The 25681-nt window shown below is 70.6% G+C and carries 22 protein-coding genes; 3 read left to right on the top strand and 19 right to left on the bottom strand.

Annotation, left to right across the window (positions count from 1 at the left end; all coding sequences use genetic code 11):
* Positions 1–51: 51 nt before the first annotated feature.
* Positions 52–2232, top strand: a complete 2181-nt coding sequence (locus KUM44_RS15855) for an MMPL family transporter (RefSeq protein WP_217208525.1) — start codon at positions 52–54, stop codon at positions 2230–2232.
* A gap of 192 nt (positions 2233–2424) precedes the next feature.
* On the opposite strand, the gene KUM44_RS15850 is transcribed toward KUM44_RS15855, so the two are convergent.
* Together KUM44_RS15850 and fmt are read right to left on the bottom strand one after the other, a co-directional pair.
* Positions 2425–3843: an RsmB/NOP family class I SAM-dependent RNA methyltransferase gene (locus tag KUM44_RS15850; protein WP_217208524.1), complete on the bottom strand. Its 1419-nt coding sequence runs from the start codon at positions 3841–3843 to the stop codon at positions 2425–2427.
* A 106-nt stretch (positions 3844–3949) separates the two neighbouring features.
* The gene (fmt, locus tag KUM44_RS15845; protein WP_217208523.1) at positions 3950–4882 is read right to left on the bottom strand and encodes a methionyl-tRNA formyltransferase; all 933 of its coding nucleotides are present in this window, start codon (positions 4880–4882) and stop codon (positions 3950–3952) included.
* A gap of 278 nt (positions 4883–5160) precedes the next feature.
* On the opposite strand from fmt, the gene KUM44_RS15840 reads away from it, so the two are divergent.
* Positions 5161–5703: a hypothetical protein gene (locus tag KUM44_RS15840; protein ID WP_217208522.1), complete on the top strand. Its 543-nt coding sequence runs from the start codon at positions 5161–5163 to the stop codon at positions 5701–5703.
* A 151-nt stretch (positions 5704–5854) separates the two neighbouring features.
* Here the strand turns inward: KUM44_RS15840 and KUM44_RS15835 are convergent, their stop codons facing one another.
* The 14 genes from KUM44_RS15835 to pyrR form a co-directional block, all read right to left on the bottom strand.
* The gene (locus KUM44_RS15835) at positions 5855–8008 is read right to left on the bottom strand and encodes a primosomal protein N' (RefSeq protein WP_217208521.1); all 2154 of its coding nucleotides are present in this window, start codon (positions 8006–8008) and stop codon (positions 5855–5857) included.
* A gap of 122 nt (positions 8009–8130) precedes the next feature.
* Entirely contained in the window at positions 8131–9339 is a 1209-nt protein-coding gene (metK, locus tag KUM44_RS15830; RefSeq protein ID WP_217208520.1) for a methionine adenosyltransferase, read from the bottom strand.
* Positions 9340–9570: 231 nt separating this feature from the next.
* Positions 9571–10782: a bifunctional phosphopantothenoylcysteine decarboxylase/phosphopantothenate--cysteine ligase CoaBC gene (coaBC, locus tag KUM44_RS15825; protein ID WP_217208519.1), complete on the bottom strand. Its 1212-nt coding sequence runs from the start codon at positions 10780–10782 to the stop codon at positions 9571–9573.
* A gap of 140 nt (positions 10783–10922) precedes the next feature.
* Entirely contained in the window at positions 10923–11195 is a 273-nt protein-coding gene (rpoZ, locus tag KUM44_RS15820) for a DNA-directed RNA polymerase subunit omega (protein ID WP_003988945.1), read from the bottom strand.
* Positions 11196–11262: 67 nt separating this feature from the next.
* Positions 11263–11820 (bottom strand): guanylate kinase, encoded by a 558-nt coding sequence (gene gmk, locus KUM44_RS15815; protein ID WP_217208518.1) that lies wholly within the window; start codon positions 11818–11820, stop codon positions 11263–11265.
* A gap of 58 nt (positions 11821–11878) precedes the next feature.
* Positions 11879–12202, bottom strand: a complete 324-nt coding sequence (locus KUM44_RS15810; protein WP_003977346.1) for an integration host factor — start codon at positions 12200–12202, stop codon at positions 11879–11881.
* Positions 12203–12501: 299 nt separating this feature from the next.
* Entirely contained in the window at positions 12502–13347 is an 846-nt protein-coding gene (gene pyrF / locus KUM44_RS15805) for an orotidine-5'-phosphate decarboxylase (protein WP_217208517.1), read from the bottom strand.
* Entirely contained in the window at positions 13344–14459 is a 1116-nt protein-coding gene (locus KUM44_RS15800; protein WP_217208516.1) for a quinone-dependent dihydroorotate dehydrogenase, read from the bottom strand. Before KUM44_RS15800 ends, pyrF begins: the two co-directional genes overlap by 4 nt.
* Positions 14460–14510: 51 nt before the next feature.
* Positions 14511–17819: a carbamoyl-phosphate synthase large subunit gene (gene carB / locus KUM44_RS15795; protein ID WP_217208515.1), complete on the bottom strand. Its 3309-nt coding sequence runs from the start codon at positions 17817–17819 to the stop codon at positions 14511–14513.
* On the bottom strand, positions 17812–18954 hold the full coding sequence (gene carA / locus KUM44_RS15790) for a glutamine-hydrolyzing carbamoyl-phosphate synthase small subunit (RefSeq protein WP_217208514.1): 1143 nt from the start codon (positions 18952–18954) through the stop codon (positions 17812–17814). The genes carB and carA overlap by 8 nt, the downstream gene beginning before the upstream one ends.
* Positions 18951–19544: a hypothetical protein gene (locus tag KUM44_RS15785; protein ID WP_217208513.1), complete on the bottom strand. Its 594-nt coding sequence runs from the start codon at positions 19542–19544 to the stop codon at positions 18951–18953. Before KUM44_RS15785 ends, carA begins: the two co-directional genes overlap by 4 nt.
* Positions 19541–20827 carry a dihydroorotase gene (locus tag KUM44_RS15780; protein WP_217208512.1) on the bottom strand — a complete coding sequence of 429 codons (1287 nt, stop codon included), beginning with the start codon at positions 20825–20827 and terminating at the stop codon, positions 19541–19543. Before KUM44_RS15780 ends, KUM44_RS15785 begins: the two co-directional genes overlap by 4 nt.
* Before the next feature lie 5 nt (positions 20828–20832).
* Positions 20833–21813, bottom strand: a complete 981-nt coding sequence (locus tag KUM44_RS15775; protein ID WP_217208511.1) for an aspartate carbamoyltransferase catalytic subunit — start codon at positions 21811–21813, stop codon at positions 20833–20835.
* Positions 21814–21916: 103 nt separating this feature from the next.
* Positions 21917–22489 (bottom strand): bifunctional pyr operon transcriptional regulator/uracil phosphoribosyltransferase PyrR, encoded by a 573-nt coding sequence (gene pyrR / locus KUM44_RS15770; protein ID WP_217208510.1) that lies wholly within the window; start codon positions 22487–22489, stop codon positions 21917–21919.
* Between the two features lie 253 nt (positions 22490–22742).
* Between pyrR and bldD the strand changes: the two genes are divergently transcribed.
* The gene (gene bldD, locus KUM44_RS15765; RefSeq protein WP_004002691.1) at positions 22743–23246 is read left to right on the top strand and encodes a transcriptional regulator BldD; all 504 of its coding nucleotides are present in this window, start codon (positions 22743–22745) and stop codon (positions 23244–23246) included.
* Positions 23247–23423: 177 nt separating this feature from the next.
* Here the strand turns inward: bldD and nusB are convergent, their stop codons facing one another.
* Genes nusB through KUM44_RS15750 form a run of 3 tightly spaced genes read right to left on the bottom strand, consistent with a single transcriptional unit; the run spans position 23424 to position 25585 of the window.
* Positions 23424–23858 carry a transcription antitermination factor NusB gene (gene nusB / locus KUM44_RS15760; protein ID WP_217208509.1) on the bottom strand — a complete coding sequence of 145 codons (435 nt, stop codon included), beginning with the start codon at positions 23856–23858 and terminating at the stop codon, positions 23424–23426.
* 2 nt (positions 23859–23860) lie between these two features.
* Positions 23861–24427 carry an elongation factor P gene (gene efp / locus KUM44_RS15755; RefSeq protein ID WP_031486831.1) on the bottom strand — a complete coding sequence of 189 codons (567 nt, stop codon included), beginning with the start codon at positions 24425–24427 and terminating at the stop codon, positions 23861–23863.
* A gap of 51 nt (positions 24428–24478) precedes the next feature.
* Positions 24479–25585 (bottom strand): aminopeptidase P family protein, encoded by a 1107-nt coding sequence (locus KUM44_RS15750; protein ID WP_217208508.1) that lies wholly within the window; start codon positions 25583–25585, stop codon positions 24479–24481.
* Positions 25586–25681: the final 96 nt, after the last annotated feature.

The following is a 25681-nucleotide window of genomic DNA, read 5'->3' as shown; positions in this document are numbered from 1 at the left end:
CGTGCCATGCTGGGCGCCCGACGGGACCGTTGGACGGCTGCGGGGGTGGCCATGACGGAGATCCAGGACGAGCGGTGGCCGCAGCCACAGCGGCCGACCGGGGCGGGCCGACGGGGCATCGCACATGTGGTGTGCGGGCGACGCGCCAAGTGGGCGGTGCTCGTCCTGTGGCTCGCGGTGCTGTTCCTGACGGCACCCTTCGCACAGAAGCTGACCGACGCGCAGGACAACGACGCGGCGTCCTGGCTGCCGGGATCCGCGGAATCCACCCAAGTCCTGGAAATCTCCGAGAACTTCAGGCCTGAGCAGATCCCCGCGATCGTCGTCTACGCCCGCGACGGCGGCCTGACGGCCCAGGACCGGGCGGCGATCACCGAGGACGTCGCCCGGCTCAAGCAGCTCACCGACCACGGCATCCGCGGCGCCGAGACCCGGGGCCCGGTCTTCAACCGTGCGGTGGACCCGCAGGCGGCCCAGGTCCAGGTCCCGATCACGATGGACGAGAAGGGCTGGGAGCGCATCGCGCCCGCCGTCGACTCCATCAGGGACATCGCCGGCACGGGCGGCGCCGGGCTCGCTGTGCACATCACGGGCCCCGGCGGCACCTCCGCCGACTTCTCCGAGGCCTTCGAGGGCATCGACTCCACCCTCCTCCTCTCGGCGATGGCGGTCGTCATCGTCATGCTCCTGATCACCTACCGCAGCCCGACCCTGCTCCTGATCCCCCTCGTCTCCGTGATCGTCGCCCTGCTCACCGCGCAGGCCTTCATCTATCTCCTGGCGGAACACGCGGGCCTGACGGTGAACGGCCAGAGCGCCGGCATCCTCACGGTCCTGGTCTTCGGCGCGGGCACGGACTACGCGCTCCTGCTGGTGGCCCGCTACCGGGAGGAACTCCGCCGTCACGAGGACCGCCACGAGGCCATGGCCCTGGCCCTGCACCGCGCGGGCCCGGCGGTGATCGCCTCCGGCGCGACCGTCGTCCTCAGCATGCTGGTGCTGCTGGCGGCGGAGATGAACTCGACGCGCGGCCTCGGCCCGGTGGCCGCGATCGGGGTCGCCGTCGCTCTGATCGCGATGCTGACCCTGTTCCCCGCCCTTCTGGTCATCTTCGGCCGCTGGATCTTCTGGCCGGTGATCCCGCACCTGGGCACGGAGAACCCGGAGACCCGGGGCATCTGGGCCCGCATGGGCCGCCGTATCGCCCACCGTCCCCGCATGGTCTGGACGGTCACGGCGATTGCCCTGGCCGTCTGTTCCCTCGGGCTGATCCAACTCCGCGCCGAGGGCCTGAGCAACGCCGACGCCTTCACCGACAAACCGGACTCCATCACCGGCCAGGAGATCTCCGAACGCTACTTCCCGGCCGGCAGCGGCGACCCCCTGGTCATCATCAGCAACCAGGCCCAGGCCGTGCAGGTGGGCCGCGCCGTAGCCGGCACAGAGGGGGTCGTCCCCACCTCGCTGGGCCTCCCACCGGGCACGAAGCCCTCCTACGAGGGCAAGGTGCTCTTCGAGGCGACGATGACCGCCCCCGCCGACAGCGAGGCCGCGAAACAGACCGTCGAACGGGTACGGGACGCCGTCCACGCGGTACCGGACGCGGATGCGCAGGTAGGCGGCGGTACGGCGGCCCTGCTGGACATGGACGAGGCGACGACCCACGACAACATACTGATCATCCCGCTGGTCCTGCTGGTGGTCCTGCTGATCCTCACCGCCCTGCTCCGCGCCCTGATCGCCCCGCTGCTCCTGATCGGCACGGTGATCCTGTCCTTCACGGCCGCCCTCGGCATCAGCGCCCTGGCCTTCCGCCACCTCTTCGACTACGCGGGCGAGTCGACCGACTTCCCCCTCTTCGTCTTCGTCTTCCTGGTGGCGCTGGGCATCGACTACAACATCTTCCTCACCACCCGCATCCGCGAGGAAGCAGCCCACCAGGGCACCCGCCCCGGCGTCGTCACCGGCCTCGCCGCCACCGGCGCGGTCATCACCTCGGCGGGCCTGGTCCTCGCAGGCACCTTCGCCGCCCTCGGCACCCTCCCCATGGTCGCCTTCGCCGAAATAGGCTTCGCCGTAGCCCTGGGCGTCCTCCTGGACACCTTCATCGTCCGCTCGGTCCTGGTGACGTCCCTGTTCCTGGACGTGGGCCCGAAGGTGTGGTGGCCACATCGACTGGCACGAAGCGAACAGGAGCCGGACCGGACGCCTGCCGACCCGCCCGGCGCGTAAGGAGGACCCATTGCCACCCACCCTGAGGGACTTCACCGGCCCGGGCAATCTCAGCCCGTCCGGCGTTTGAGGACGAGGCCCTTCGGGCCGAAGCGGGGGTCCATGGGGCGGCAGCCCCCTGGTGGGGTCGAAGGGGCGGAGCCCCTTCAAGGGACGGGAAGGGTAGGGGCGGCGGGGGCGAAACGCGCCGGGTCAGCCCACCCGCCGGATCAGCGCCAGATACATCGCATCCGTCCCATGCAGATGAGGCCACAACTGCACATCAGGCCCCTCCCCCAACTCCGGAACCCCCACCAACAACCCCCGAGCATCGATCAACTCGGCCCCACCCCGCTGCTTCAACACGTCCTCCACGACGGCCCGAGTCTCAGCAAGATGAGGCGAGCACGTCGCATACCCCACGACCCCACCCACCCGCACGGAATCAAGAGCCGCCCGCAGCAACCCCCGCTGCAACGGCCCAAACTCGTCAAGATCCTCCGGCCGCCGCCGCCACCGAGCCTCCGGCCGCCGCCGCAACGCCCCCAGCCCCGTACACGGCACATCCACCAGCACCCGGTCAAAGCTCCCGCCCCGCCAGGCAGGCCGCGTCCCATCCGCGGTGATCACCTGATACGGCCCCGGATTACCCTCCAGCGCCTTCGCCACAAGCCCCGCCCGATGCGGCTGCTTCTCGGAGGCGAGCAACATGGCCCCCCGCTCGGCGGCCAACGCCCCGAGCAGCGCCGCCTTGCCCCCAGGCCCGGCACACCCGTCGAGCCACTTCTCGTCGGGCCCCTCCAACGGCGCGTTGGCCAGCGCAAGGGCGACCAGCTGACTCCCCTCGTCCTGCACCCCCGCACGCCCTTCCCGTACGGCCTCCACGGCCCCCGGCTCCCCGCCTTCGGCGAGCCGCACGGCATACGGCGACCACCGCCCCGGCACCGCCGCCTCCTCACCGAGCAGTTCCTCGGTCGTGGCCCGCCCCGGCCGCGCGACGAGCGTCACCTCGGGCCGCTCGTTGTCGGCGGCCAGCAACCGCTCGATCCCGGCCCGCCCACCGCCGAGCGAGTCCCAGAGCGCCGAGACGACCCACCGCGGATGCGAGTGCACCACGGCGAGATGGTCCTCGGGATCGTCGTCGTACGGCGGAGCGACCCGCTGGATCCACCCGTCGAGATCGTCCTGCGCGACCTTCCGCAGCACGGCGTTGACGAACTTGGCCCGCCCGTCGCCCAGAACGACCCGCGCGAGCTCCACGGACGCGGACACGGCGGCATGCGGCGGAATCCGCGTCCCGAGCAGCTGATGCGCTCCCAGGCTGAGCACGTCGAGCACCGGCGGGTCGACCTCACGCAGGGGCCGGTCCACACAGGCGGCGATGACGGCGTCGTACGTCCCCTGCCACCGCAGCGTCCCGTACACCAACTCGGTGGCGAGCGCGGCGTCGCGCCCGTCGAAGTCGCCCTTCTCCCGCGCCTTGCGCAGCAGCGGCGGCAGCACGAGGTTGGCGTACGCGTCCCGCTCGTCCACGGCGCGCAGCGCCTCGAAGGCGAGGACGCGGACGGGGTCCTTCTTGGGCCGTCGATAGGGCTTGCCGGGCCTGCGGGGCCGACGGGAGGTGTCGCTCACGAAAAAGGTGCTCCGGATTTGCTGGAAGAGATGTACGACCAGCGTACGTCGCACCACGACCGGGGCGTACGGCTGGTACATCCGAGGCCATGGCCCCGTCGGCCGGTCAGCCCCCGAGGCTCTCGCCGTCCCCGATCCGGACGCCCCGCGCCCAGTCGGCGGCCCGCATCGGCTTCTTGCCCTGGGCCTGCACCCACAGCAACTCGACGGCGTACGACCCGGTGCCGACGTACACGTTGTTCTTCCCCACGGACAGCGCACCCGGGCCGAGATCGTCCCGCCCGGGCACCGGCTGCACCTGGATGAGCTTGAGGCGCTCACCGCGGAACGTGGTCCAGGCACCCGGTGCGGGGGTGCACCCGCGCACGAGACGGTCGACGCGCAGGGACGGCGCGGCCCAGTCGATATGGGCGTCCTCGACGTTGACCTTGGGCGCGAGGGTGATCCCGTCGGACGGCTGCGGCACGGCCTTCAAGGTGCCGTCGGCGATCCCGTCCATGGTCGCGGCGAGCAGTCCGGCGCCGGCGAAGGCGAGCCTGGTCAGCAGGTCGCCGCTGGTGTCGGTGTGCCGGATCTCCTCGGTGACGGTGCCGTAGACCGGCCCGGAGTCGAGCCCCTCCTCGATGAGGAAGGTGGAGGCCCCGGTGATCTCGTCGCCCGCCATGATGGCGTGCTGCACGGGCGCGGCGCCACGCCAGGCGGGCAGCAGCGAGAAGTGCAGGTTGACCCAGCCGTGGGCCGGGATGTCGAGGGCGACGCGGGGCAGCAGGGCGCCGTAGGCGACGACGGGGCAGCAGTCGGGCGCGATCTCCCTGAGCCGCTCCAGGAACTCGGGGTCACGCGGCCGGGCCGGCTTGAGCACCTCGATCCCGGCCTCCTCGGCCCGCTCGGCCACCGGACTCGCCACCATCCGACGCCCACGCCCCGCCTGCGCGTCCGGCCGCGTCACAACAGCGGCCACCTCGTGCCGCCCGGAGGCGATCAGAGCGTCCAGAGCGGGAACAGCAACCTCAGGGGTACCGGCGAAGACAAGCTTCATGGGTGGACACGGGCCTCTCGGGCGGGGTCGGTTGGGCAACACACAAGTCTATGGGTGCCCGGGACGGGGCTCGCATGCGCGTGTGGGCAAGCATCCGCGGCAGGAGGCCGAGGCGCACACCCCCACCCAGGGGCGTAGGCATATGCCCATACGCCCCCACTGCGTGACCCACGGACCACTCCCGCGTTGGTCAAGAAAGAGTTGACCACAACGGGCCGCACCCGCCGCACCCGCGGCGCGGCCCTCTCCTTTTCAACGCCGGTTCGAGAGGCTTGTTCATGGCCGACCACGCAACCCACGACGCCCAGGCTCGGGCCAGCCTGCACTTGCTGGTGCGGGACATCGAGCGGGTCCGCCGGCAGGTGGACGCACTGCGTACGCTCACCGCCCAGCTGGGCAATGTCTACCGCCCGCGCCGCTCCGGCCCCTCCACGGGCTTCGTCGTCTACGGACGCGCCCCCGCCCCGACGGTCCGTCTCGCCCAGGAGCTACGGGACAGTGTCGAAACCCTGGTCACCGCAGCCGTGGACTTCGACCGCTCGCTCGGCTTCTCCTGGGACGCGGTCGGTTCTGCCCTCGGCGTCACCAAGCAGGCCGTCCATCGCCGCTACGGCGCGCGCCGCGCCGCCACCCAAGCGGCGGCCGAGGCCGAGCGGACGACCGAGCCCGCCGGCACCCGGACCGTCAATGTCACCACCACCCTCCCCACGGTGCCGACGGTCCCCGCGGCCCGCTCCATGCCGACGCAGCCGACGGCAGGCAGCCCCGCCATCCGCGACGAGGCCAGGCCCACGGCGTTCCCCGGCCCTCGCAACGGCTGACACCCCTCACGCTCTGCCCTCCCGAAGCGCACCCGGGAGGGCAGAGGCATGTCCGAAGCGGCTCGGCGGCCCTCCGGAACGCCGCACTCTCCTCACAACCTCCGGAACACCGCAGCCGGATCACAACCCCGGGACCCAGGGCTCACCGGCCTCACCCGATATCCGGCGGATCGATCCGCACCCGCACCCCGGCCTCCGCACCCCCCCGCGCCATCCGCGCCGCCTGCGCGGCCTTCAAGGCGGACGCCAACGCGGCCCCGCTCCCGGGCGGCACCCGCACCAACGCGCGGTCCCACTGCTCGCCGGGCGGCGGCGCCCCCACGCGCCGCGGTCGCCCCACAGCCGTGACGGGCACCGGTACGGGCCCCAACACCTCGGCCTCCGACGGCAGTTCGGCCGTACGGAGAAACTCGGCGACCGCCTCCCCGGGCCCGGCCACGGAAGCCATCCGGGACACCGGCGGAAACCCGAGCTCGGCCCGCTCCCCGAGTTCCCGGACCGCATGCCCGACGGGGTCCCACCGCACCAGCGCCTGCACCGGCCGCAGCGTGGGCTCGGCCACGACGACCACCGTCCCCCCGGCGCTCTGCGGCCGCACCAGCGAGGCGGCCGCGATCCAGCGGCGCAACGCGTCCTCCCCGGCCCGCAGATCGGGCCGCCCCAGCATGGCCCAGCCGTCCAGCAGCAGAGCAGCCGCATAACCGCCCTCGGCGACGGGCTCGGCCCCCGGCGTACTCACCACCAGCGAGGGAGTCCCCGGCACGGTGTCCAGCACATGCTCACGCCCGGAAGTCCGCACCGGAACGGCGGGAAAGGCACGCCCCAACTCCTCGGCGGTCCGCCTCGCCCCCACCACCTGCGCCCGCAACCGGAACGCACCGCACTCCGGACAGTGCCACGCCCCCTCCTCGCGCCCGCACCACCCGCACCGCAGGTCGGCCCCGGAGCCCTGCGCCTGGAGTGGCCCGGAGCAGTGCCGGCACCGAGCGGGGGCCCGGCAGTTGGCGCAGGCCATCCGCGGTACGTAGCCGCGCCGGGGCACCTGTACCAGAACCGGGCCCTGCCGCAGCCCTTCCCGCACCGCCTGCCAGGCGAGGGTAGGCAGCCGAGCGGCCCGCGCCGCCTCGTCCCGCGCGAGATCCGCGTCCCCCACGGTCCGTACGAGCGGAGCCGCACTCCGTACCTGCTCCCGCCCGGCCACCAACGGCCGGGCCCACCGGCTCTCCACGAGCTGGGCGGCCTCGACGGTGCAGCTCCAACTCCCCAGCAGAAAGGCGCACTTGTCCTGCGCCGCCCGCAGCAACAGGACATCGCGCGCGTGGGGCTGCGGGGCATGCTGCTCGCTGTGGCTGTCGTCGCCGTCGTCCCAGAGGGCGACCAGCCCAAGGTCCTGCACGGGCGCGAACATGGCCGCCCGAGTCCCCACGACCGCCCGCACGCTCCCACGGCGTACCGCGAGCCATTCCCGATACCGCTTCTCGGGCCCGGCGTCGGCGGTCAGCACCGCATGCCGTCCCTTGCCCATGAGCGAGGTCAGCGCGGCATCCACCCGCGCGACGGCCCGCCCGTCCGGCAGCACCACCAGCGCTCCCCGCCCGGAGGCCAGCGTCGCGACGACGGCCCGCGCCAGCTCCTCGCTCCAGGCGGGGCCGGGCAGCGCGTTCCACACGGCACGCGGCGCACCCCCGGAGGCCAGCGACTCCAGAAAGGCGGCCCCCCGCTCGTACCTTTCCCAGGACCCCGCCTCGGGCCTGCCGGGCGGTGCCAGCGGCTCCGGTGACGGCCGCTGCTCGGCCCGTGCGCTGCGCGGCGGCACGGCCAGCTGGAGCACATCGGCGAGCCCGCCCGCATACCGGTCGGCCACGGCCCGTGCGAGCCCGAGCAGCTCCTCGCTCAGCACCCGCTCAGGGGAAACGACCTGCGCGAGCGCCGCGAGCGGCCCGGGGTAGTCGGACTCGGCGAGGCGCGCGACCAGGAACCCGTCGATGAGCCCCCCGCCCTCACGCCGCCCCTCCCGCACCCGATGCCGCCCGGCGCCGAACCGCACCCGCACCCGCACCCCGGGCTGCGCGTCGGCGTCGAGCTCCGCCGGCACGGCATAGTCGAAGTACCGGTCGAGATGCAGTACGCCCTTGTCGACCAGGACCCGCGCGACCGGCAGTTCCTTCGCGAGCTCGGCCCCCCGCCAGGTCCTGGGCTTGGCCCGCGGCACCTTCGCCTGCCGCACGCTCTCCCGAATGAGCGCGAGCTGCTCGGGCGACGCCCCCTCGGCCCCGCCCTCACCGTTCTCGTTCTCGCTGCTCACGCTTGCATTCTTACCAAATGCCACTGACAACCGACGGTGCCCGGGATCAAGAGGGCAGCGGCACACGCACCGAGGCCCGGCCTCCCCACAGGGAGACCGGGCCTCTTACAGAGCTGGGACGCCTACAGGCCCACGGCCTTCTGTAGCGCCTCCACCCGGTCCGTGCGCTCCCAGGTGAACTCCGGCAGCTCACGGCCGAAGTGGCCGTAGGCCGCGGTCTGGGCGTAGATCGGGCGTAGCAGGTCCAGGTCACGGATGATCGCGGCCGGACGCAGGTCGAAGACCTGCTCGATGGCCTTCTCGATCTTCTCGGCGTCGACCTTGGCCGTGCCGAAGGTCTCGATGAACAGACCGACCGGCTCGGCCTTGCCGATCGCGTACGCCACCTGCACCTCGCAGCGGGAGGCCAGACCGGCCGCGACGACGTTCTTGGCGACCCAGCGCATCGCGTACGCCGCCGAACGGTCCACCTTGGACGGGTCCTTGCCGGAGAAGGCACCGCCGCCGTGACGGGCCATCCCGCCGTACGTGTCGATGATGATCTTCCGGCCGGTCAGACCCGCGTCACCCATCGGGCCGCCGATCTCGAAGCGACCGGTGGGGTTGACCAGGAGACGGTAGTTCTCGGTGTCGAGCTTGATGCCGTCGTCCAGGAGGGCCTTCAGCTCCGGCTCGACCACGAACTCCCGGATGTCGGGTGCGAGGAGGGAGTCGAGGTCGATGTCGCTCGCGTGCTGCGAGGAGACGACGACCGTGTCCAGGCGGACCGCCTTGTCGCCGTCGTACTCGATGGTGACCTGCGTCTTGCCGTCGGGGCGCAGGTAGGGGATGGTGCCGTTCTTGCGGACCTCGGAGAGGCGCTTGGACAGGCGGTGCGCCAGGAAGATCGGCAGCGGCATCAGCGTCGGCGTCTCGTCCGTCGCGTAGCCGAACATCAGGCCCTGGTCACCGGCGCCCTGGCGGTCCAGCTCGTCGTCGTCGCCCTCGACCCGCGACTCGTACGCCGTGTCCACGCCCTGCGCGATGTCCGGTGACTGCGAGCCGATCGAGACCGAGACACCGCAGGAAGCGCCGTCGAAGCCCTTCTTCGAGGAGTCGTAGCCGATCTCGAGGATCTTGTTGCGGACCAGCGTCGCGATGTCCGCGTACGTCTTGGTCGTGACCTCTCCGGCCACGTGCACCAGACCGGTCGTGATCAGGGTCTCGACGGCGACGCGGGACGTCGGGTCCTCACGCAGAAGCGCATCGAGAATGGTGTCGCTGATCTGGTCAGCGATCTTGTCGGGGTGACCCTCGGTCACGGACTCCGAGGTGAACAGGCGACGGGACACAACGCTCCCTGGGGTTGCAGCGGCTGCTGGCTGATCATGGGCGGACGGGACGGGGGCTGCGCCCGGCGTCGTCCGAGGACAGTTTATCTGTCGTGCTCGGCCACCGACCCCCTGTCTCGCCTCTCGGGAGCGCTGTGACCTGCGGCACGGGCATTCTGCCCAATCCCACGCACCCTTGGCCAGGGGCGCCACACCCGAATCGAGTGAGGCTCGAGAGATGCCGACAACGCATCAAACATTTGAACCCAGTCGGCGTGCCACCAGGTCCCATACGGTTTCGGCCAGGGCCTCTTTGGGCCCGTGGGGCACGGGTGTCTCGCTGCCGTCGGCGCCCAGGACGACCGCCTCGTTCTCCTCGGAGCCGAAGGTCTTGCGCTCGCCCACCTCGTTCACCACGAGGAGGTCGCACCCCTTGCGCTCCAGCTTCTTACGGCCGTTGGCGAGGACGTCGTCCGTCTCGGCGGCGAAGCCGACGACGACCTGGCCGGGGCGGGCGCGGTCGGTCGAGATCTCCGCGAGGATGTCCGGATTCCGCACCAGGGTGATGGGCTCGGGCTCCCGGCCGTCCTGCTTCTTGATCTTTCCGGCGGCGTACGTGGCCGGGCGGAAGTCCGCGACCGCCGCCGCCATGACCACCGCGTCGGCGTCCGGCGCCGCCTTGAGGACCGCCTCGCGCAGCTGTACGGCCGTGCCGACCTGGACGACGTCCACGCCGGCCGGGTCGGGCATGCCGGTGTTGGCGGCGATCAGTGTCACCCGGGCGCCCCGGGCTGCGGCGGTGCGGGCGAGGGCGTAGCCCTGCTTGCCGGAGGAGCGGTTGCCGAGGAAGCGGACCGGGTCGAGGGGCTCGCGGGTGCCGCCGGCGCTCACGACGACGTGCCGGCCCGTGAGGTCGGGCTCGGTGACGCCTCTGGCCAGCACACGGCGGCAGACCTCGAAGATCTCCGCGGGGTCCGGCAGCCGGCCCTTGCCGGTGTCGACGCCGGTGAGGCGGCCGACGGCGGGCTCGATGACGATCGCGCCGCGTCGGCGCAGCGTCGCCACGTTCTCCTGGGTGGCCGGGTGCTCCCACATCTCGGTGTGCATGGCGGGGGCGAAGACCACCGGGCAGCGGGCGGTGAGCAGGGTGTTGGTCAGCAGGTCGTCGGCGAGGCCGTGCGCGGCCCTGGCGAGCGTGTCGGCGGTGGCCGGGGCGACGACCACCAGGTCGGCGTGCTGGCCGATGCGGACGTGCGGGACCTCGTGGACGTCGTCCCAGACCTCTGTCGAGACGGGGTTGCCGGACAGGGCGGACCAGGTGGCGGCGCCGACGAAGTGCAGGGCGGAGCCGGTGGGGACGACGCGGACGTCGTGACCCGACTCGGTGAGTCTGCGCAGCAGCTCACAGGCCTTGTACGCGGCGATGCCGCCGCTGACCCCCAGAACGACCTTCGGCTTGTCCACCGGGCCTCCCCACTCGTTGACCGATGACTCCATGCTGCATCACAGCGGGGAGCGACGACCCCGCACTCCGAGCAGACCACAGGCCCGACAGTCGCGCTGCCGGGCCTGTGGAAAAGCCAGCTCAAAGCTGAAAATACTACTTACTGCGCCGGGCCCTCGACGGCCTCGGACGTCAGCAGACCCGCGTTGATCTCGCGCAGGGCGATCGAGAGCGGCTTCTCGTGAACGTGGGTGTCGACGAGCGGACCGACGTACTCGAGGAGGCCCTCGCCGAGCTGCGAGTAGTACGCGTTGATCTGGCGGGCCCGCTTGGCCGCGTAGATCACGAGGCTGTACTTCGAGTCGGTGGCCTCGAGGAGCTCGTCGATCGGCGGGTTGATGATGCCCTCGGGCGCGGAGATGGAAGAGGACACGCTCTACCTTCCGATGGATGGGAAAGAATCAGTGTGCATGATCAAGCCTGCAAACGATCAGGCACGATCACACAACGTCCATCAAGGCTAGCAGCTCGCGCGCCACGTCCTCGACGGAGGTGTTGACCAAGGTCACATCGAACTCCGGCTCGGCGGCCAGCTCGACCTTCGCCGCGTCCAGTCGGCGTTCGATCACCGCGGGCGGCTCGGTGCCACGTCCGGTGAGTCTGCGCACGAGCTCCTCCCAGGAGGGAGGGGCCAGGAACACGAGCTGGGCCTCCGCCATCGACTCGCGGACCTGCCTGGCGCCCTGGAGGTCGATCTCCAGGAGGACGGGTTCCCCCGCCTCCAGCCGCTCCAGCACGGCCGCACGCGGCGTGCCGTAGCGATTGCCGGCGAACTCGGCCCACTCCAGCAGCTCACCGTTGGCGATCAGCTTGTCCATCTCCTCGTCGGTGACGAAGAAGTAGTGGACTCCGTGCTGCTCGCCGGGGCGGGGCTTGCGGGTCGTCGCCGACACCGAGAGCCAGACCTCGGGGTGTTCCTTGCGCATATGGGCGACGACCGTGCTCTTGCCGACCCCGGAGGGGCCGGAGAGCACGGTCAGCCGCGGACGTTCACTCATGCAGCGATTATTCCAGCAATCCCGGAGTGCCCGGGACTCCCGGTCCGGAGTGACCGGATCAGGAGCCGGTGCTGCCGAACTCGCGCTCCAGGGAAGCGATCTGGTTCGAGCCGAGGCCACGCACGCGGCGGCTCTCGGAGATGCCGAGTCGCTCCATGATCTGCTTGGCGCGGACCTTGCCCACGCCCGGCAGGGACTCGAGCAGGGCGGAGACCTTCATCTTGCCGATGACGTCGTTCTCCTGGCCCTGCTTGATGACCTCGTGAAGGGAGGCGCCGGAGTGCTTGAGTCGATTCTTGACCTCGGCCCGCTCCCGGCGAGCCGCGGCGGCCTTTTCGAGCGCGGCTGCGCGCTGTTCAGGGGTAAGGGGCGGAAGAGCCACGCCTACGTCACCTCGGATGTTGAACTGTCGGATACGGACCGGTGAGGAACCTAGTCGCCCCACACCTGGGGAGCCACGAGCAACACGCTTGCCCGTTGACTCTCGTCGGAGACTAGCGGCCAAGTCCGCCAGAGTCAGCGAGAACAGCGGAAAAGTCCTGGTCAGCCTCCGTCAGGCCGGACATTTAGGACATAATGCCCTGGATTTGAGGATGTATTCAGACTCAAGTCGGCCTCGAGTCACTCACCGAAGCACTCATCGGAGGATTCACCGAGCGGCTCGAACGCCCCTGACGGCAGTCAGACACCCGACACAGCGACTCTGACCTCCTCGGCGAAGCGTGACGCGGCGTCACGCAGCGCGACGACATCGGGGCCGTGCCGCAGCACACCCCGGCTGACGTTCGGTACGACGTTGCGCGCGGCGCCGCCGAAGACGCGAGGAAGATCCGCCGGCGTGGCCCCCTGTGCCCCGATGCCGGGGGCGAGCAGCGGACCGTTGATGTCGAGTTCGTACGACGACAGGTCGCCGAGCGTGGCACCGACGACCGCCCCGAAGGAGCCCAGCGGCTCCTCCCCCACGTTCTCGGCAGCCAGGTGCGCCAGCATCGTCGCGCCGACGGTACGGCCGTCCGCGCGGACCGCGTGCTGGACCTCCCCACCCTCCGGGTTGGAGGTCAGCGCGAGCACGAACAGACCGGTGCCGCTCTCCCGGGCCAGCGCGACGGCGGGCGAGAGCGAGCCGTAGCCGAGGTAGGGCGAGACGGTCAGCGCGTCGGAGAAGAGGGGCGAGTCCTCGCGGAGGAAGGACTCGGCGTAGGCGGCCATGGTCGAGCCGATGTCGCCGCGCTTGGCGTCCATCACCACCAGCGCGCCGGCCGCCCGCGCCTCCTCGACCGACTTCTCCAGGACGGCGACGCCGCGCGAGCCGAAGCGCTCGAAGAACGCGCTCTGCGGCTTGAGCACGGCCACCCGGTCGGCCATCGCCTCGACGACCGTGCGGCTGAACCGCTCCAGGCCGGCCACATCGTCGTTCAGGCCCCACTCGGAGAGCAGGGACGCGTGCGGGTCGATGCCGACGCACAGGGGGCCACGCTCGTCCATCGCGCGGCGGAGGCGGGCACCAAAGGGTTCCAGGACAGTCATGCGGCTTCCTTCGCCTTCCTGACGTCGGCGCCGACCGCGTCGGCGAGGGTGTCGTACGGGCTGGTCCGCAGGCGTGCGGCGAGCCCTTTATGGATGGCACGGCCCCAGAAGGGCCCCTCATAGATGAAGGCGCTGTAGCCCTGGACCAGCGTGGCGCCGGCCAGGATGCGCTGCCAGGCGTCCTCTGCGTTCTCGACGCCGCCGACGCCCACGAGGGCGATGCGGTCGCCCACGCGCGCGTACAGGCGCCGCAGCACCTCCAGGGAACGCGCCTTCAGCGGAGCGCCGGAGAGCCCGCCGATCTCCTCGACCAGGGAGGGTTCGGATTTCAAACCGAGGCCCTCGCGCGCGATGGTGGTGTTCGTGGCGATGATCCCGTCGAGACCCAGCTCGACGGCCAGGTCGGCGACCGCGTCGACGTCCTCGTCGGCGAGGTCCGGCGCGATCTTCACCACCAGCGGCACGCGGCGGCTGGTCACCGTGCGGTCGGCGGCCTCGCGGACAGCGGTCAGCAGCGGGCGCAGCGACTCGGTGGCCTGGAGGTTGCGCAGGCCGGGCGTGTTGGGCGAGGAGACGTTGACCACCAGGTAGTCGGCGTACGGCGCCAGCCGCTCCGTCGACTTCACGTAGTCCCCGGCGGCCTCCGCCTCCGGGACGACCTTGGTCTTGCCGATGTTGACGCCCACGACGGTCCTGAAGACCGGCTCACGGGCCGCCAGACGGGCAGCCACGGCCAGCGAGCCCTCGTTGTTGAAGCCCATTCGGTTGATCAGCGCCCGGTCCTTCACGAGGCGGAACAGCCGCTTCTTGGGGTTGCCCGGCTGGGCCTCCCCCGTGACCGTGCCGATCTCGACGTGGTCGAAGCCCAGCATCGACATGCCGTCGATCGCGACCGCGTTCTTGTCGAAGCCGGCGGCGAGTCCGAAGGGGCCGTGCATGCGCAGCCCGAAGGCCTCGGTCCGCAGTTCCTCGTACCGGGGCGCGAGGGCGGCGGCGATGAACGTGCGCAGCACGGGGATGCGGACGGCGAGCCGGATCCAGCGGAAGGCCAGGTAGTGAGCCTGCTCCGGGTCCATCCGCTTGAAGACCAGATTGAAGAAGATCTTGTACATGGTTCCCTCACGAAGAGGGGGACACCGTTTCCGGTGTCCCCCTCAGGGCTGCTAGTCGCGGGCCGCGGTCAGGTGTTCCGCGTGTTCCTGGAGCGAACGGACGCCCACGTCACCGTGGTTGAGGGCGTCGATGCCCTGGACGGCGGCGGCGAGCGCCTGGACGGTCGTCAGGCACGGCACGGACCGCGCCACGGCGGCCGTACGGATGTCGTAGCCGTCGAGGCGGCCGCCGGTGCCGTACGGGGTGTTGACGATGAGGTCGACCTCGCCGTCGTGGATGAGCTGGACGATGGTCTTCTCACCGTTCGGGCCGGTGCCCTCGGACTGCTTGCGCACGACCGTCGCGTTGATGCCGTTGCGCTTGAGCACCTCGGCCGTGCCGGACGTGGCGAGCAGCTCGAAGCCGTGGGCGACCAGCTCGCGCGCGGGGAAGATCATCGAGCGCTTGTCGCGGTTGGCGACCGAGATGAAGGCGCGGCCCTTCGTCGGCAGCGGACCGTAGGCGCCTGCCTGCGACTTGGCGTACGCCGTGCCGAAGACGGAGTCGATGCCCATGACCTCGCCGGTCGAGCGCATCTCCGGGCCGAGGACGGTGTCGACACCGCGCCCGTGGATGTCGCGGAAGCGCGACCACGGCATGACGGCCTCCTTGACGGAGATCGGCGCGTCGAGCGGGAGTTCGCCGCCGTCGCCGGTCGCCGGGAGAAGCCCCTCGGCGCGCAGTTCGGCGATGGTCGCGCCCAGCGAGATCCGGGCGGCGGCCTTGGCCAGCGGCACCGCGGTCGCCTTCGAGGTGAAGGGAACCGTGCGGGACGCGCGCGGGTTGGCCTCCAGGACGTAGAGGATGTCGCCGGCCATCGCGAACTGGATGTTGATCAGGCCACGGACGCCGACGCCCTTGGCGATGGCCTCGGTCGAGGCGCGCAGGCGCTTGATGTCGAACCCGCCGAGCGTGATCGGCGGCAGCGCGCACGCCGAGTCGCCGGAGTGGATACCGGCCTCCTCGATGTGCTCCATGACGCCGCCGAGGTAGAGCTCGGTGCCGTCGTAGAGCGCGTCGACGTCGATCTCGATCGCGTCGTCCAGGAACCGGTCGACGAGGACCGGCCGCGAGGGGCTGATCTCGGTCGACTCGGCGATGTAGGACTCCAGCCGGGTCTCGTCGTAGACGATCTCCATGCCGCGCCCGCCGAGGACGTACGAGGGCCGTACGAGGACCGGGTAGCCGATCTCGTCGGCGATGGCCTTGGCGCCGGCGAAGGTGGTCGCGGTGCCGTGCTTGGGGGCCGGCAGGCCCGCCTCGGCGAGGACGCGGCCGAAGGCGCCCCGGTCCTCGGCAGCGTGGATGGCCTCGGGGGACGTACCGACGATCGGCACGCCGTTGTCCTTCAGCGCCTGCGACAGGCCCAGCGGGGTCTGGCCGCCCAGCTGGACCACCACGCCCGCAACCGGACCGGCCTGCTGCTCCGCGTGGACGATCTCCAGCACGTCTTCCAGCGTCAGCGGCTCGAAGTAGAGGCGGTCGGAGGTGTCGTAGTCCGTTGAGACGGTCTCGGGGTTGCAGTTGACCATCACGGTCTCGTACCCGGCGTCGCTCAGCGCGAAGGAGGCGTGGACGCAGGAGTAGTCGAACTCGATGCCCTGGCCGATGCGGTTCGGGCCGGAGCCCAGGATGATGACCGCGGGCTTCTCCCGCTGCGCGACCTCCGTCTCCTCGTCGTAGGACGAGTAGAAGTACGGCGTCTTGGCCGCGAACTCGGCGGCGCAGGTGTCGACCGTCTTGTAGACCGGGCGGATGCCCAGCGCGTGCCGGACCTCGCGGACGACGTCCTCGCGCAGTCCGCGGATCTCGGCGATCTGCTGGTCGGAGAAGCCGTGCCGCTTGGCCTCGGCGAGCAGGTCGGGGGTGAGCTCCGGCGCCTCGGCGAGCTCGTCGGCGATCTCCTTGATGAGGAAGAGCTGGTCGACGAACCAGGGGTCGATCTTCGTGTACTCGAAGACCTCCTCCTGCGTGGCACCCGCGCGGATGGCCTGCATGACCGCGTTGATACGGCCGTCGGTGGGCCGTACGGCCTCGCGCAGCAGCTCGGTCTTGTCGCCGGGCTCGCCGACGAACGTGAACTGGCTGCCCTTCTTCTCCAGCGAGCGCAGCGCCTTCTGGAAGGCCTCGGTGAAGTTACGGCCGATGGCCATGGCCTCGCCGACCGACTTCATGGTCGTCGTCAGCGTGGAGTCGGCCTGCGGGAACTTCTCGAAGGCGAACCGGGGGGCCTTGACGACCACGTAGTCGAGCGTCGGCTCGAAGGAGGCCGGGGTCTCCTGCGTGATGTCGTTCGGGATCTCGTCGAGGGTGTAGCCGACGGCGAGCTTGGCGGCGATCTTCGCGATCGGGAAGCCGGTCGCCTTGGAGGCGAGCGCCGAGGAGCGCGACACGCGCGGGTTCATCTCGATGACGATCACGCGACCGTCCTCGGGGTTCACCGCGAACTGGATGTTGCAGCCGCCGGTGTCGACGCCGACCTCGCGGATGACGGCGATGCCGATGTCACGCAGGATCTGGTACTCGCGGTCGGTCAGCGTCATGGCGGGCGCCACGGTGATCGAGTCACCGGTGTGCACGCCCATGGGATCGAAGTTCTCGATGGAGCAGACGACCACGACGTTGTCGTGCTTGTCGCGCATGAGCTCCAGCTCGTACTCCTTCCAGCCGAGGATGGACTCCTCCAGGAGCACCTCGGTGGTCGGCGAGAGGGTGAGGCCTTGGCCGGCGATGCGGCGCAGTTCCTCCTCGTCGTGCGCGAAGCCGGAGCCGGCGCCGCCCATGGTGAAGGAGGGGCGGACGACGACCGGGTAGCCGCCGAGCGTCTCCACGCCCGCGAGGACGTCCTCCATGGAGTGGCAGATGACCGAGCGGGCGGACTCGCCGTGGCCGATCTTGCCGCGGACGGCCTCGACGACCTCCTTGAAGAGGTCGCGGTCCTCGCCCTTGTTGATGGCCTCGACATTGGCACCGATCAGCTCGACGCCGTACTTCTCCAGGGTGCCCGCCTCGTGCAGCGAGATGGCCGTGTTGAGGGCCGTCTGACCGCCCAGGGTCGGCAGGAGCGCGTCGGGGCGCTCCTTGGCGATGATCTTCTCGACGAACTCCGGGGTGATCGGCTCGACGTACGTGGCGTCGGCGATCTCCGGGTCCGTCATGATCGTCGCCGGGTTGGAGTTCACGAGGATGACCCTGAGGCCCTCGGCGCGCAGGATGCGGCACGCCTGGGTGCCGGAGTAGTCGAACTCGGCGGCCTGGCCGATGACGATCGGGCCGGAGCCGATGACCAGGACGGACTGGATATCGGTGCGCTTAGGCACGCTGGCCCTCCATCAGGGATACGAAGCGGTCGAACAGGTAGGCGGCGTCGTGCGGGCCCGCTGCCGCTTCGGGGTGGTACTGGACGCTGAAGGCCGGGCGGTCGAGGAGCTGGAGCCCTTCCACCACGTTGTCGTTGAGGCAGACGTGGGAGACCTCGGCGCGGCCGTAGGGGGTCTCGGAGACCTTGTCGGTCGGGGCGTCCACGGCGAAGCCGTGGTTGTGCGCGGTGACCTCGACCTTGCCGGTCGTGCGGTCCTGCACGGGCTGGTTGATGCCCCGGTGGCCGTACTTGAGCTTGTACGTGCCGAAGCCCAGCGCCCGCCCCAGGATCTGGTTGCCGAAGCAGATACCGAAGAGCGGGGTGCCTCGCTCCAGGACCGCCTGCATGACGGAGACCGGGTGGTCGGCGGTGGCCGGGTCGCCCGGGCCGTTGGAGAAGAACACCCCGTCCGGGTTCACGGCGTACACGTCCTCGGCAGTCGCCGTGGCCGGCAGCACGTGCACCTCGATGCCGCGCTCGGCCATGCGGTGCGGGGTCATGCCCTTGATGCCGAGGTCGACGGCGGCGACGGTGAACTTCTTCTCGCCGATCGCCGGGACGACGTACGCCTCCTTGGTGGCGACCTCGGCGGAGAGGTCGGCACCCTTCATCTCGGGAGCCTGACGCACCTCGGCGAGCATGGTGCCCTCGTCGGGCAGCGCGTTGCCGGAGAAGATGCCGACGCGCATGGCGCCGCGCTCCCGCAGATGGCGGGTCAGCGCGCGGGTGTCGATGCTGGAGATCCCGACGACGCCCTGGTGGCGCAGCTCGTCGTCCAGCGAGCGCTTGGCGCGCCAGTTGGACGGCACGCGCGCGGGGTCGCGCACGACGTATCCGGCGACCCAGATCTGCTGGGATTCGGGGTCCTCGTCGTTGACGCCGGTGTTGCCGACGTGCGGGGCGGTCATCACGACGACCTGGCGGTGGTACGACGGGTCGGTGAGGGTCTCCTGGTAGCCGGTCATGCCGGTGGAGAACACGGCCTCGCCGAAGGTCACCCCCACGGCCCCGTAGGCGCGGCCGCGGAAGATCCGGCCGTCCTCCAGGACGAGTACCGCGGGAACCTTGTCGGCTCCCCTTGTGGAGGTCGTCATCGTTCGGCGCCTTCCGTGCTGTTGGTGTTGATCATGGAGTTAATGACGTCGACCCACTCGTTGTGCTCCGCCGCGTGGTCCGAGCGGAACCCGGAGTCGATCAGCCGGTCGCCGTGCGCCCAGGTCACGACGAGCAGTCCGCCCTCGGTCAGGACCTTGCCGGCGATGCCCTTGTCGAGCCGGGCCTCGCGCAGCCGGTCGGCCGGGACGAAGAAGTCGGCCGCGCCGGGGCGTACGACGTCCAGTCCCGCGTCCGTCAGGGTGAGCTCGACCCGGCTGCGGGTGCCGAGGCCGTGGGCCACGATGCGGTCCAGCCACTGACCTGCCGTGGTCGAGCCGTGGTAGCGGCCGCTCATGCTCAGTCTGGCCGGGCCGGGGTCGTCCGGCGCGCTGGGCAGCTCGGGCAGGTCGCCCTGGAGCGTGCCGCGCCACTTCCAGCCCTCGCGCATCAGCCAGTAGACGAGCGCGACGAAGAGGAGGAGGCCGACGACCCAGCCGACGCGGGCGGCCCAGTCGGTCACCTCGGCCGACTTCTGTTCGGCCGCGAGATGGGTACCGAGTCCGGTCGTGAGCAGTGTTGCAGGGGTCACGTGAGCTTCCCGTCGACGAGCGTGGCCTTGCCCCGGAGCCACGTGTGCGTCACACGGCCCGGCAGCTCACGCCCCTCGTACGGAGTGTTGCGGCTGCGCGAGGCGAAGCCTTCGGGGTCCACGGACCCACGGTATTCCGTGTCGACGAGCGTGAGGTTGGCGGGCTCACCAGCCGAGACGGGTCGTCCGTGCCCCTTGGCCTGCCCGATCTCGGCGGGCTTGACGGACATGCGCTCGGCGACCCCGGCCCAGGTGAGGAGCCCGGTGTCCACCATGGTCTCCTGCACCACTGACAACGCGGTCTCCAGGCCCACCATCCCCATGGCGGCCGCGGCCCACTCGCAGTCCTTGTCCTCGTGCGGGTGCGGGGCGTGGTCGGTGGCGACGATGTCGATCGTGCCGTCGGCGAGCGCCTCGCGCAGGGCGAGCACGTCACGCTCGGTGCGCAGCGGCGGGTTGACCTTGTAGACCGGGTTGTACGTGCGGACCAGCTCATCGGTGAGGAGGAGGTGGTGCGGGGTGACCTCGGCGGTGACGTCGATGCCGCGGGACTTGGCCCAGCGCACGATCTCGACGGACCCGGCGGTCGACAGGTGGCAGATGTGGACGCGGGAGCCGACGTGCTCGGCGAGCAGGACATCCCGGGCGATGATCGATTCTTCGGCCACCGCGGGCCAGCCCCCCAGCCCCAGCTCGGCGGAGACGATGCCCTCGTTCATCTGGGCGCCCTCGGTCAGCCGCGGCTCCTGCGCGTGCTGGGCGACGACACCGCCGAAAGCCTTCACGTACTCCAGCGCCCGGCGCATGATCACGGCGTCGTCGACACACTTGCCGTCGTCGGAGAAGACGGTGACACCGGCGGCCGACTCGTGCATGGCGCCCAGCTCGGCGAGCTTCTTGCCCTCCAGGCCGACGGTGACGGCACCGATGGGCTGCACATCGCAGTAACCGTGCTCCTGGCCGAGCCGGTAGACCTGCTCGACCACACCGGCGGTGTCGGCGACCGGAAAGGTGTTGGCCATGGCGAACACGGCCGTGTAGCCGCCGGAGGCCGCCGCGCGCGTGCCGGTCAGCACGGTCTCGGAGTCCTCGCGGCCCGGCTCACGCAGGTGCGTGTGCAGGTCGACCAGCCCCGGCAGCAGCACCTTGCCGGCCGCCTCGACGACCTGGGCGCCCTCGTCCGAGAGCCCCGTGCCGACCGCCTCGATCACGGCACCGTCGATCAGCACGTCCTGCGGCTCGCCGCCGAGCACCTTCGCACCACGGATCAGGATCTTGCTCATCTGTCTTACTTCTCCTCGGTGGTACGGGCGTGGGTGAGGGCGGGTTCGTTGCCCCCGAGCAGCAGATACAGAACGGCCATCCGGATGGACACTCCGTTTGCGACCTGCTCGACGACGGTGCAGCGCTCCGAGTCCGCGACCTCGGCGGTGATCTCCATACCGCGCACCATCGGGCCGGGGTGCATCACGATGGCGTGCTCGGGCATCCGCGCCATGCGGTCGCCGTCGAGGCCGTAGCGCCGCGAGTACTCGCGCTCGGTCGGGAAGAACGCGGCGTTCATACGCTCGCGCTGCACGCGCAGCATCATCACCGCGTCGGTCTTCGCCAGGGTGCTGTCGAGGTCGTACGACACCTCGCAGGGCCAGGTCTCGACGCCGACCGGCACCAGGGTCGGCGGGGCGACGAGGGTGACCTGGGCGCCGAGGGTGTGCAGCAGGTCGACGTTGGAGCGGGCGACCCGGCTGTGCAGGATGTCGCCGACGATCGTGATGCGCCTGCCGGACAGGTCATGCCCTATCCCGGCGTCCCGGCCGACCAGGCGCCGCCGCATGGTGAAGGCGTCCAGCAGGGCCTGGGTGGGGTGCTGGTGGGTGCCGTCGCCGGCGTTGATGACGGCGGCGTCGATCCAGCCGGAGTTGGCGAGGCGGTACGGCGCTCCGGAGGCGCCGTGCCGGATGACCACGGCGTCCACGCCCATGGCCTCCAGGGTCTGGGCGGTGTCCTTCAGGGACTCGCCCTTGGAGACGCTCGATCCCTTGGCGGTGAAGTTGATGACGTCCGCGGAGAGCCGCTTCTCGGCGGCCTCGAAGGAGATACGCGTGCGTGTGGAGTCCTCGAAGAAGAGGTTCACGACGGTGCGGCCGCGCAGGGTCGGCAGCTTCTTGATCGGCCGGTCGGCGACCCGGGCCATCTCCTCCGCGGTGTCGAGGATCAGGACGGCGTCGTCGCGGGTGAGGTCGGCGGCCGAGATGAGATGACGCTGCATCTGTCAGGCTCCGTAAGGCAGTTCAATCGGAAGATTTGGGGCAGACGGGCGCGCGCGAGGGCGCGCTGAGCGGGCGTACGGCAGTGGCCGTACGCCGTGGGCGCTACTGGGAGGTCTGCTTGGCACCGAGCAGCACGGTGTCGCGACCGTCCTCCTCGGCGAGCTGGACCTTGACCGTCTCCCGCAACGACGTGGGGAGGTTCTTGCCGACGTAGTCGGCGCGGATGGGCAGTTCGCGGTGGCCTCTGTCGACGAGGACCGCGAGCTGCACCGCACGGGGGCGCCCGATGTCGTTCAGGGCGTCGAGGGCGGCGCGGATGGTGCGGCCCGAGAAGAGGACGTCGTCGACGAGGACGACGAGGCGGCCGTCGATGCCGTCACCGGGGATCTCGGTGCGGGCCAGCGCACGCGGCGGGTGCATGCGCAGGTCGTCGCGGTACATGGTGATGTCGAGCGAGCCGACCGGGATCTTGCGCTCGGTGATCTGCTCGAGCTTGGCGGCGAGCCGCTGGGCGAGGAAGACGCCGCGGGTCGGAATGCCCAGGAGCACCACGTCGTCGGCGCCCTTGGCGCGTTCGACGATCTCGTGCGCGATGCGGGTCAACACCCGCGCGATGTCAGGGCCTTCGAGAACGGGCCGGGCGTCGGACGCTTGCGTGTCCTGCTGGCTGTCCATACGAAAAGGACCTCCTTCTCCGCCTCACGGGACGGACCTTAAAGGACGTCTGGTTTGCGCCATCCACCGTAGCAGGCCCGCGACCCGCTCCTGTTCACCCACTTGGCCTAATCGGCCACCGATAGCACGGAAGAGTCGGTGTGGACCATTCGGCTTGACGCGCCAGAGTAACGCTGCGTAACCTCACAGTGAGTTACCAACCGCGCGGCATGGAACCCAAGCCAGTCGCGTCGACCCAGTGCCGGGGAGCTATATGTCCAGCGAATACGCCAAACAGCTCGGGGCCAAGCTCCGGGCCATCCGCACCCAGCAGGGCCTTTCTCTTCACGGTGTCGAGGAGAAGTCCCAGGGACGCTGGAAGGCCGTTGTGGTCGGTTCGTACGAGCGCGGCGACCGCGCCGTGACCGTGCAGCGCCTCGCCGAGTTGGCGGATTTCTACGGCGTTCCGGTGCAGGAGCTGCTTCCGGGCACCACGCCGGGCGGGGCCGCCGAGCCGCCGCCGAAGCTGGTCCTGGACCTGGAGCGACTGGCCCACGTCCCGGCCGAGAAGGCGGGTCCGCTACAGCGGTACGCCGCGACGATCCAGTCGCAGCGCGGTGACTACAACGGCAAGGTGCTCTCGATCCGCCAGGACGACCTGCGCACCCTCGCCGTCATTTACGACCAGTCGCCCTCGGTCCTCACCGAGCAGCTGATCAGCTGGGGTGTGCTGGACGCGGACGCGCGTCGCGCGGTCTCCCACGCCGAGGAGAGCTGAGCCCTCCCAGAGGTTGAGGCCCTTCAGCAGAAACGTGCCGCCGGGGTGGCCGGAACTTTGCGGTTCTGGCCACCCCGGCGGCGTTCTATGGGGCTGAGGAAGGCCCAGAGGTACCGGAATGCCGGAGGGCCCGCAGCGGGGATGCTGCGGGCCCTCCGGCGTTCTTCCGAAACCCCTCTACGCCTCGTCGCGGCGCAGGGAGGGCTTCAGGTCCTTGAGCCGGCCGAGCAGGCCGTTGACGAACGAGGGCGACTCGTCCGTGGAGAACTCCTTCGCCAGCTGCACCATCTCGTCCAGCACGACCGCGTCCGGAGTCTCGTCGACCCAGATCAGCTCATGCGCGCCGAGACGCAGGATGTTGCGGTCCACGACCGGCATCCGGTCGAGCGTCCAGCCGACCGAGTACTGGGCGATCAGCTCGTCGATCCGCTGCGCGTGCACCGCGTAGCCCTCGACCAGCTGCATCGTGTACTCGCTCACCGGCGGCTGCCGGGTGTCGGTCCGGGAGAGCCGGACCCAGTCCGCGAGGACCGTCAGGACGTCGACGCCGCGCTGGTCGCCCTCGAAGAGGATCTGGAAGGCGCGCTTGCGGGCCGTGTTGCGGGCAGCCACGGTTAGCTGTTCACCCGGCCGAGGTAGTCGCTCGTGCGGGTGTCGACCTTGATCTTCTCACCGGTGGTGATGAAGAGCGGGACCTGGATCTGGTGGCCGGTCTCCAGCGTGGCGGGCTTGGTGCCGCCGGTGGAGCGGTCGCCCTGAACGCCCGGCTCGGTCTCCTGGACGACGAGCTCGACGGCGGCGGGCAGCTCGACGAAGAGCACCTCGCCCTCGTGCTGCGCGACGGTGGCGGTGAAGCCCTCGATCAGGAAGTTGGCGGCGTCGCCGACGGCCTTGCGGTCGACCATGAGCTGGTCGTAGGTCTCCATGTCCATGAAGACGAAGTACTCGCCGTCCATGTAGGAGAACTGCATGTCCCGCTTGTCGACGGTGGCCGTCTCGACCTTCACGCCGGCGTTGAAGGTCTTGTCGACGACCTTCCCGGAGAGCACGTTCTTGAGCTTGGTGCGCACGAAGGCCGGGCCCTTGCCGGGCTTGACGTGCTGGAACTCGACGACGGACCAGAGCTGGCCGCCTTCGAGCTTGAGCACCATGCCGTTCTTGAGGTCGTTCGTGGAAGCCACGGTTGCGGAATCTCCTGGACTGACGTGGACGACCCCGGCGCACGCTCCTGTCTAAAGGGCGAGCAGCTCCTTGGTCGTGATGGTGAGTAGCTCGGGTCCGCCGTCCGCCTCGGGGCGGACGACGAGCGTGTCATCGATCCGGACGCCGCCCCGGCCCGGGAGGTGGACCCCCGGTTCGACGGTGACCGGCACGCAAGCGTCCAGTTTACCCATGGCCGCGGGAGCCAACTGCGGGTCCTCGTCGATTTCGAGTCCCACACCGTGCCCCGTCAGCGACGGAAGGCCCTGCGCGTACCCCGCGGAGTCCAGCACCTGACGTGCCGCGCGGTCCACATCACGGTAGGCGGCGCCCGGCGCCAGCGACTCCCGTCCGGCGCGCTGAGCGGCGAAGACCAGGTCGTACAGCTCGATCTGCCAGTCCGCCGGGGACGTACCGATGACGAAGGTACGGCCGATCTCGCACCGGTAGCCACGGTACGTGGCCCCGAGGCAGACGGAGAGGAAGTCGCCCTCCTCCACCCGGCGGTCGGTCGGCCGATGGGCCCGTCGGCCGGCGTTCGGGCCGGTGGCGACCGAGGTGGCGAAGGCGGGGCCGTCGGCGCCGTGATCGACCAGGCGCCGTTCGAGTTCGAGGGCGAGGTGGCGTTCGGTACGGCCGACGAGGATCGATTCGAGCAGCTCCCCGAGTGCCTGGTCGGCGATCTCCGCGCCGATCCTGAGGCAGGAGATCTCCTCCTCGTCCTTGACCACCCGGAGCTGCTCGACCGCGCCGCCGAGGTCGGCCAGGCGCAGTCGCGGCACGACCGAGCGGATGGCTCGGTGACGGGCCACGGTGAGGTGGTGCTCCTCCACGGCGAGACAGACCCCGCCCTGCGTCGCGGCGAGGTCGGCCGCGGCTACGGCGGGGTCGCCTCCGGGGCCGGGGAGGGCGTGGATCCGCAGCGCCTCGTCGGGGCGGCCCTCGGTGGGGCGGTCGTCGGGCGGGCCGGCGCACACGAGCAGGTCTTCGGTCTTGCCGAGGAGCAGCACGGAGCCCTGCGGGGCGGCGCCCGCGAGGTAGCGGACGTTGGCGGGGCGGGAGATCAGCGCGGTGGCGCTGCCGCTGGCCTGGCAGCGGTCCCTCAGCCGGGATCGGCGGGTGGCGTACACCTCTGACATGACCCGAGCGTAAGAGCTCCGCTCGGTTGGCGCCGGTTGAGGGCGTCTGAGTGGGCGGTGTCTGGGATGTGGGGGTTGGTGGGGGTGGCGTGCGGG

The sequence above is a fragment of the Streptomyces sp. AC550_RSS872 genome (genome assembly GCF_019049285.1).
Classification (GTDB): Bacteria; Actinomycetota; Actinomycetes; order Streptomycetales; family Streptomycetaceae; genus Streptomyces.
This window is presented reverse-complemented; position numbering and strand designations above follow the sequence as displayed.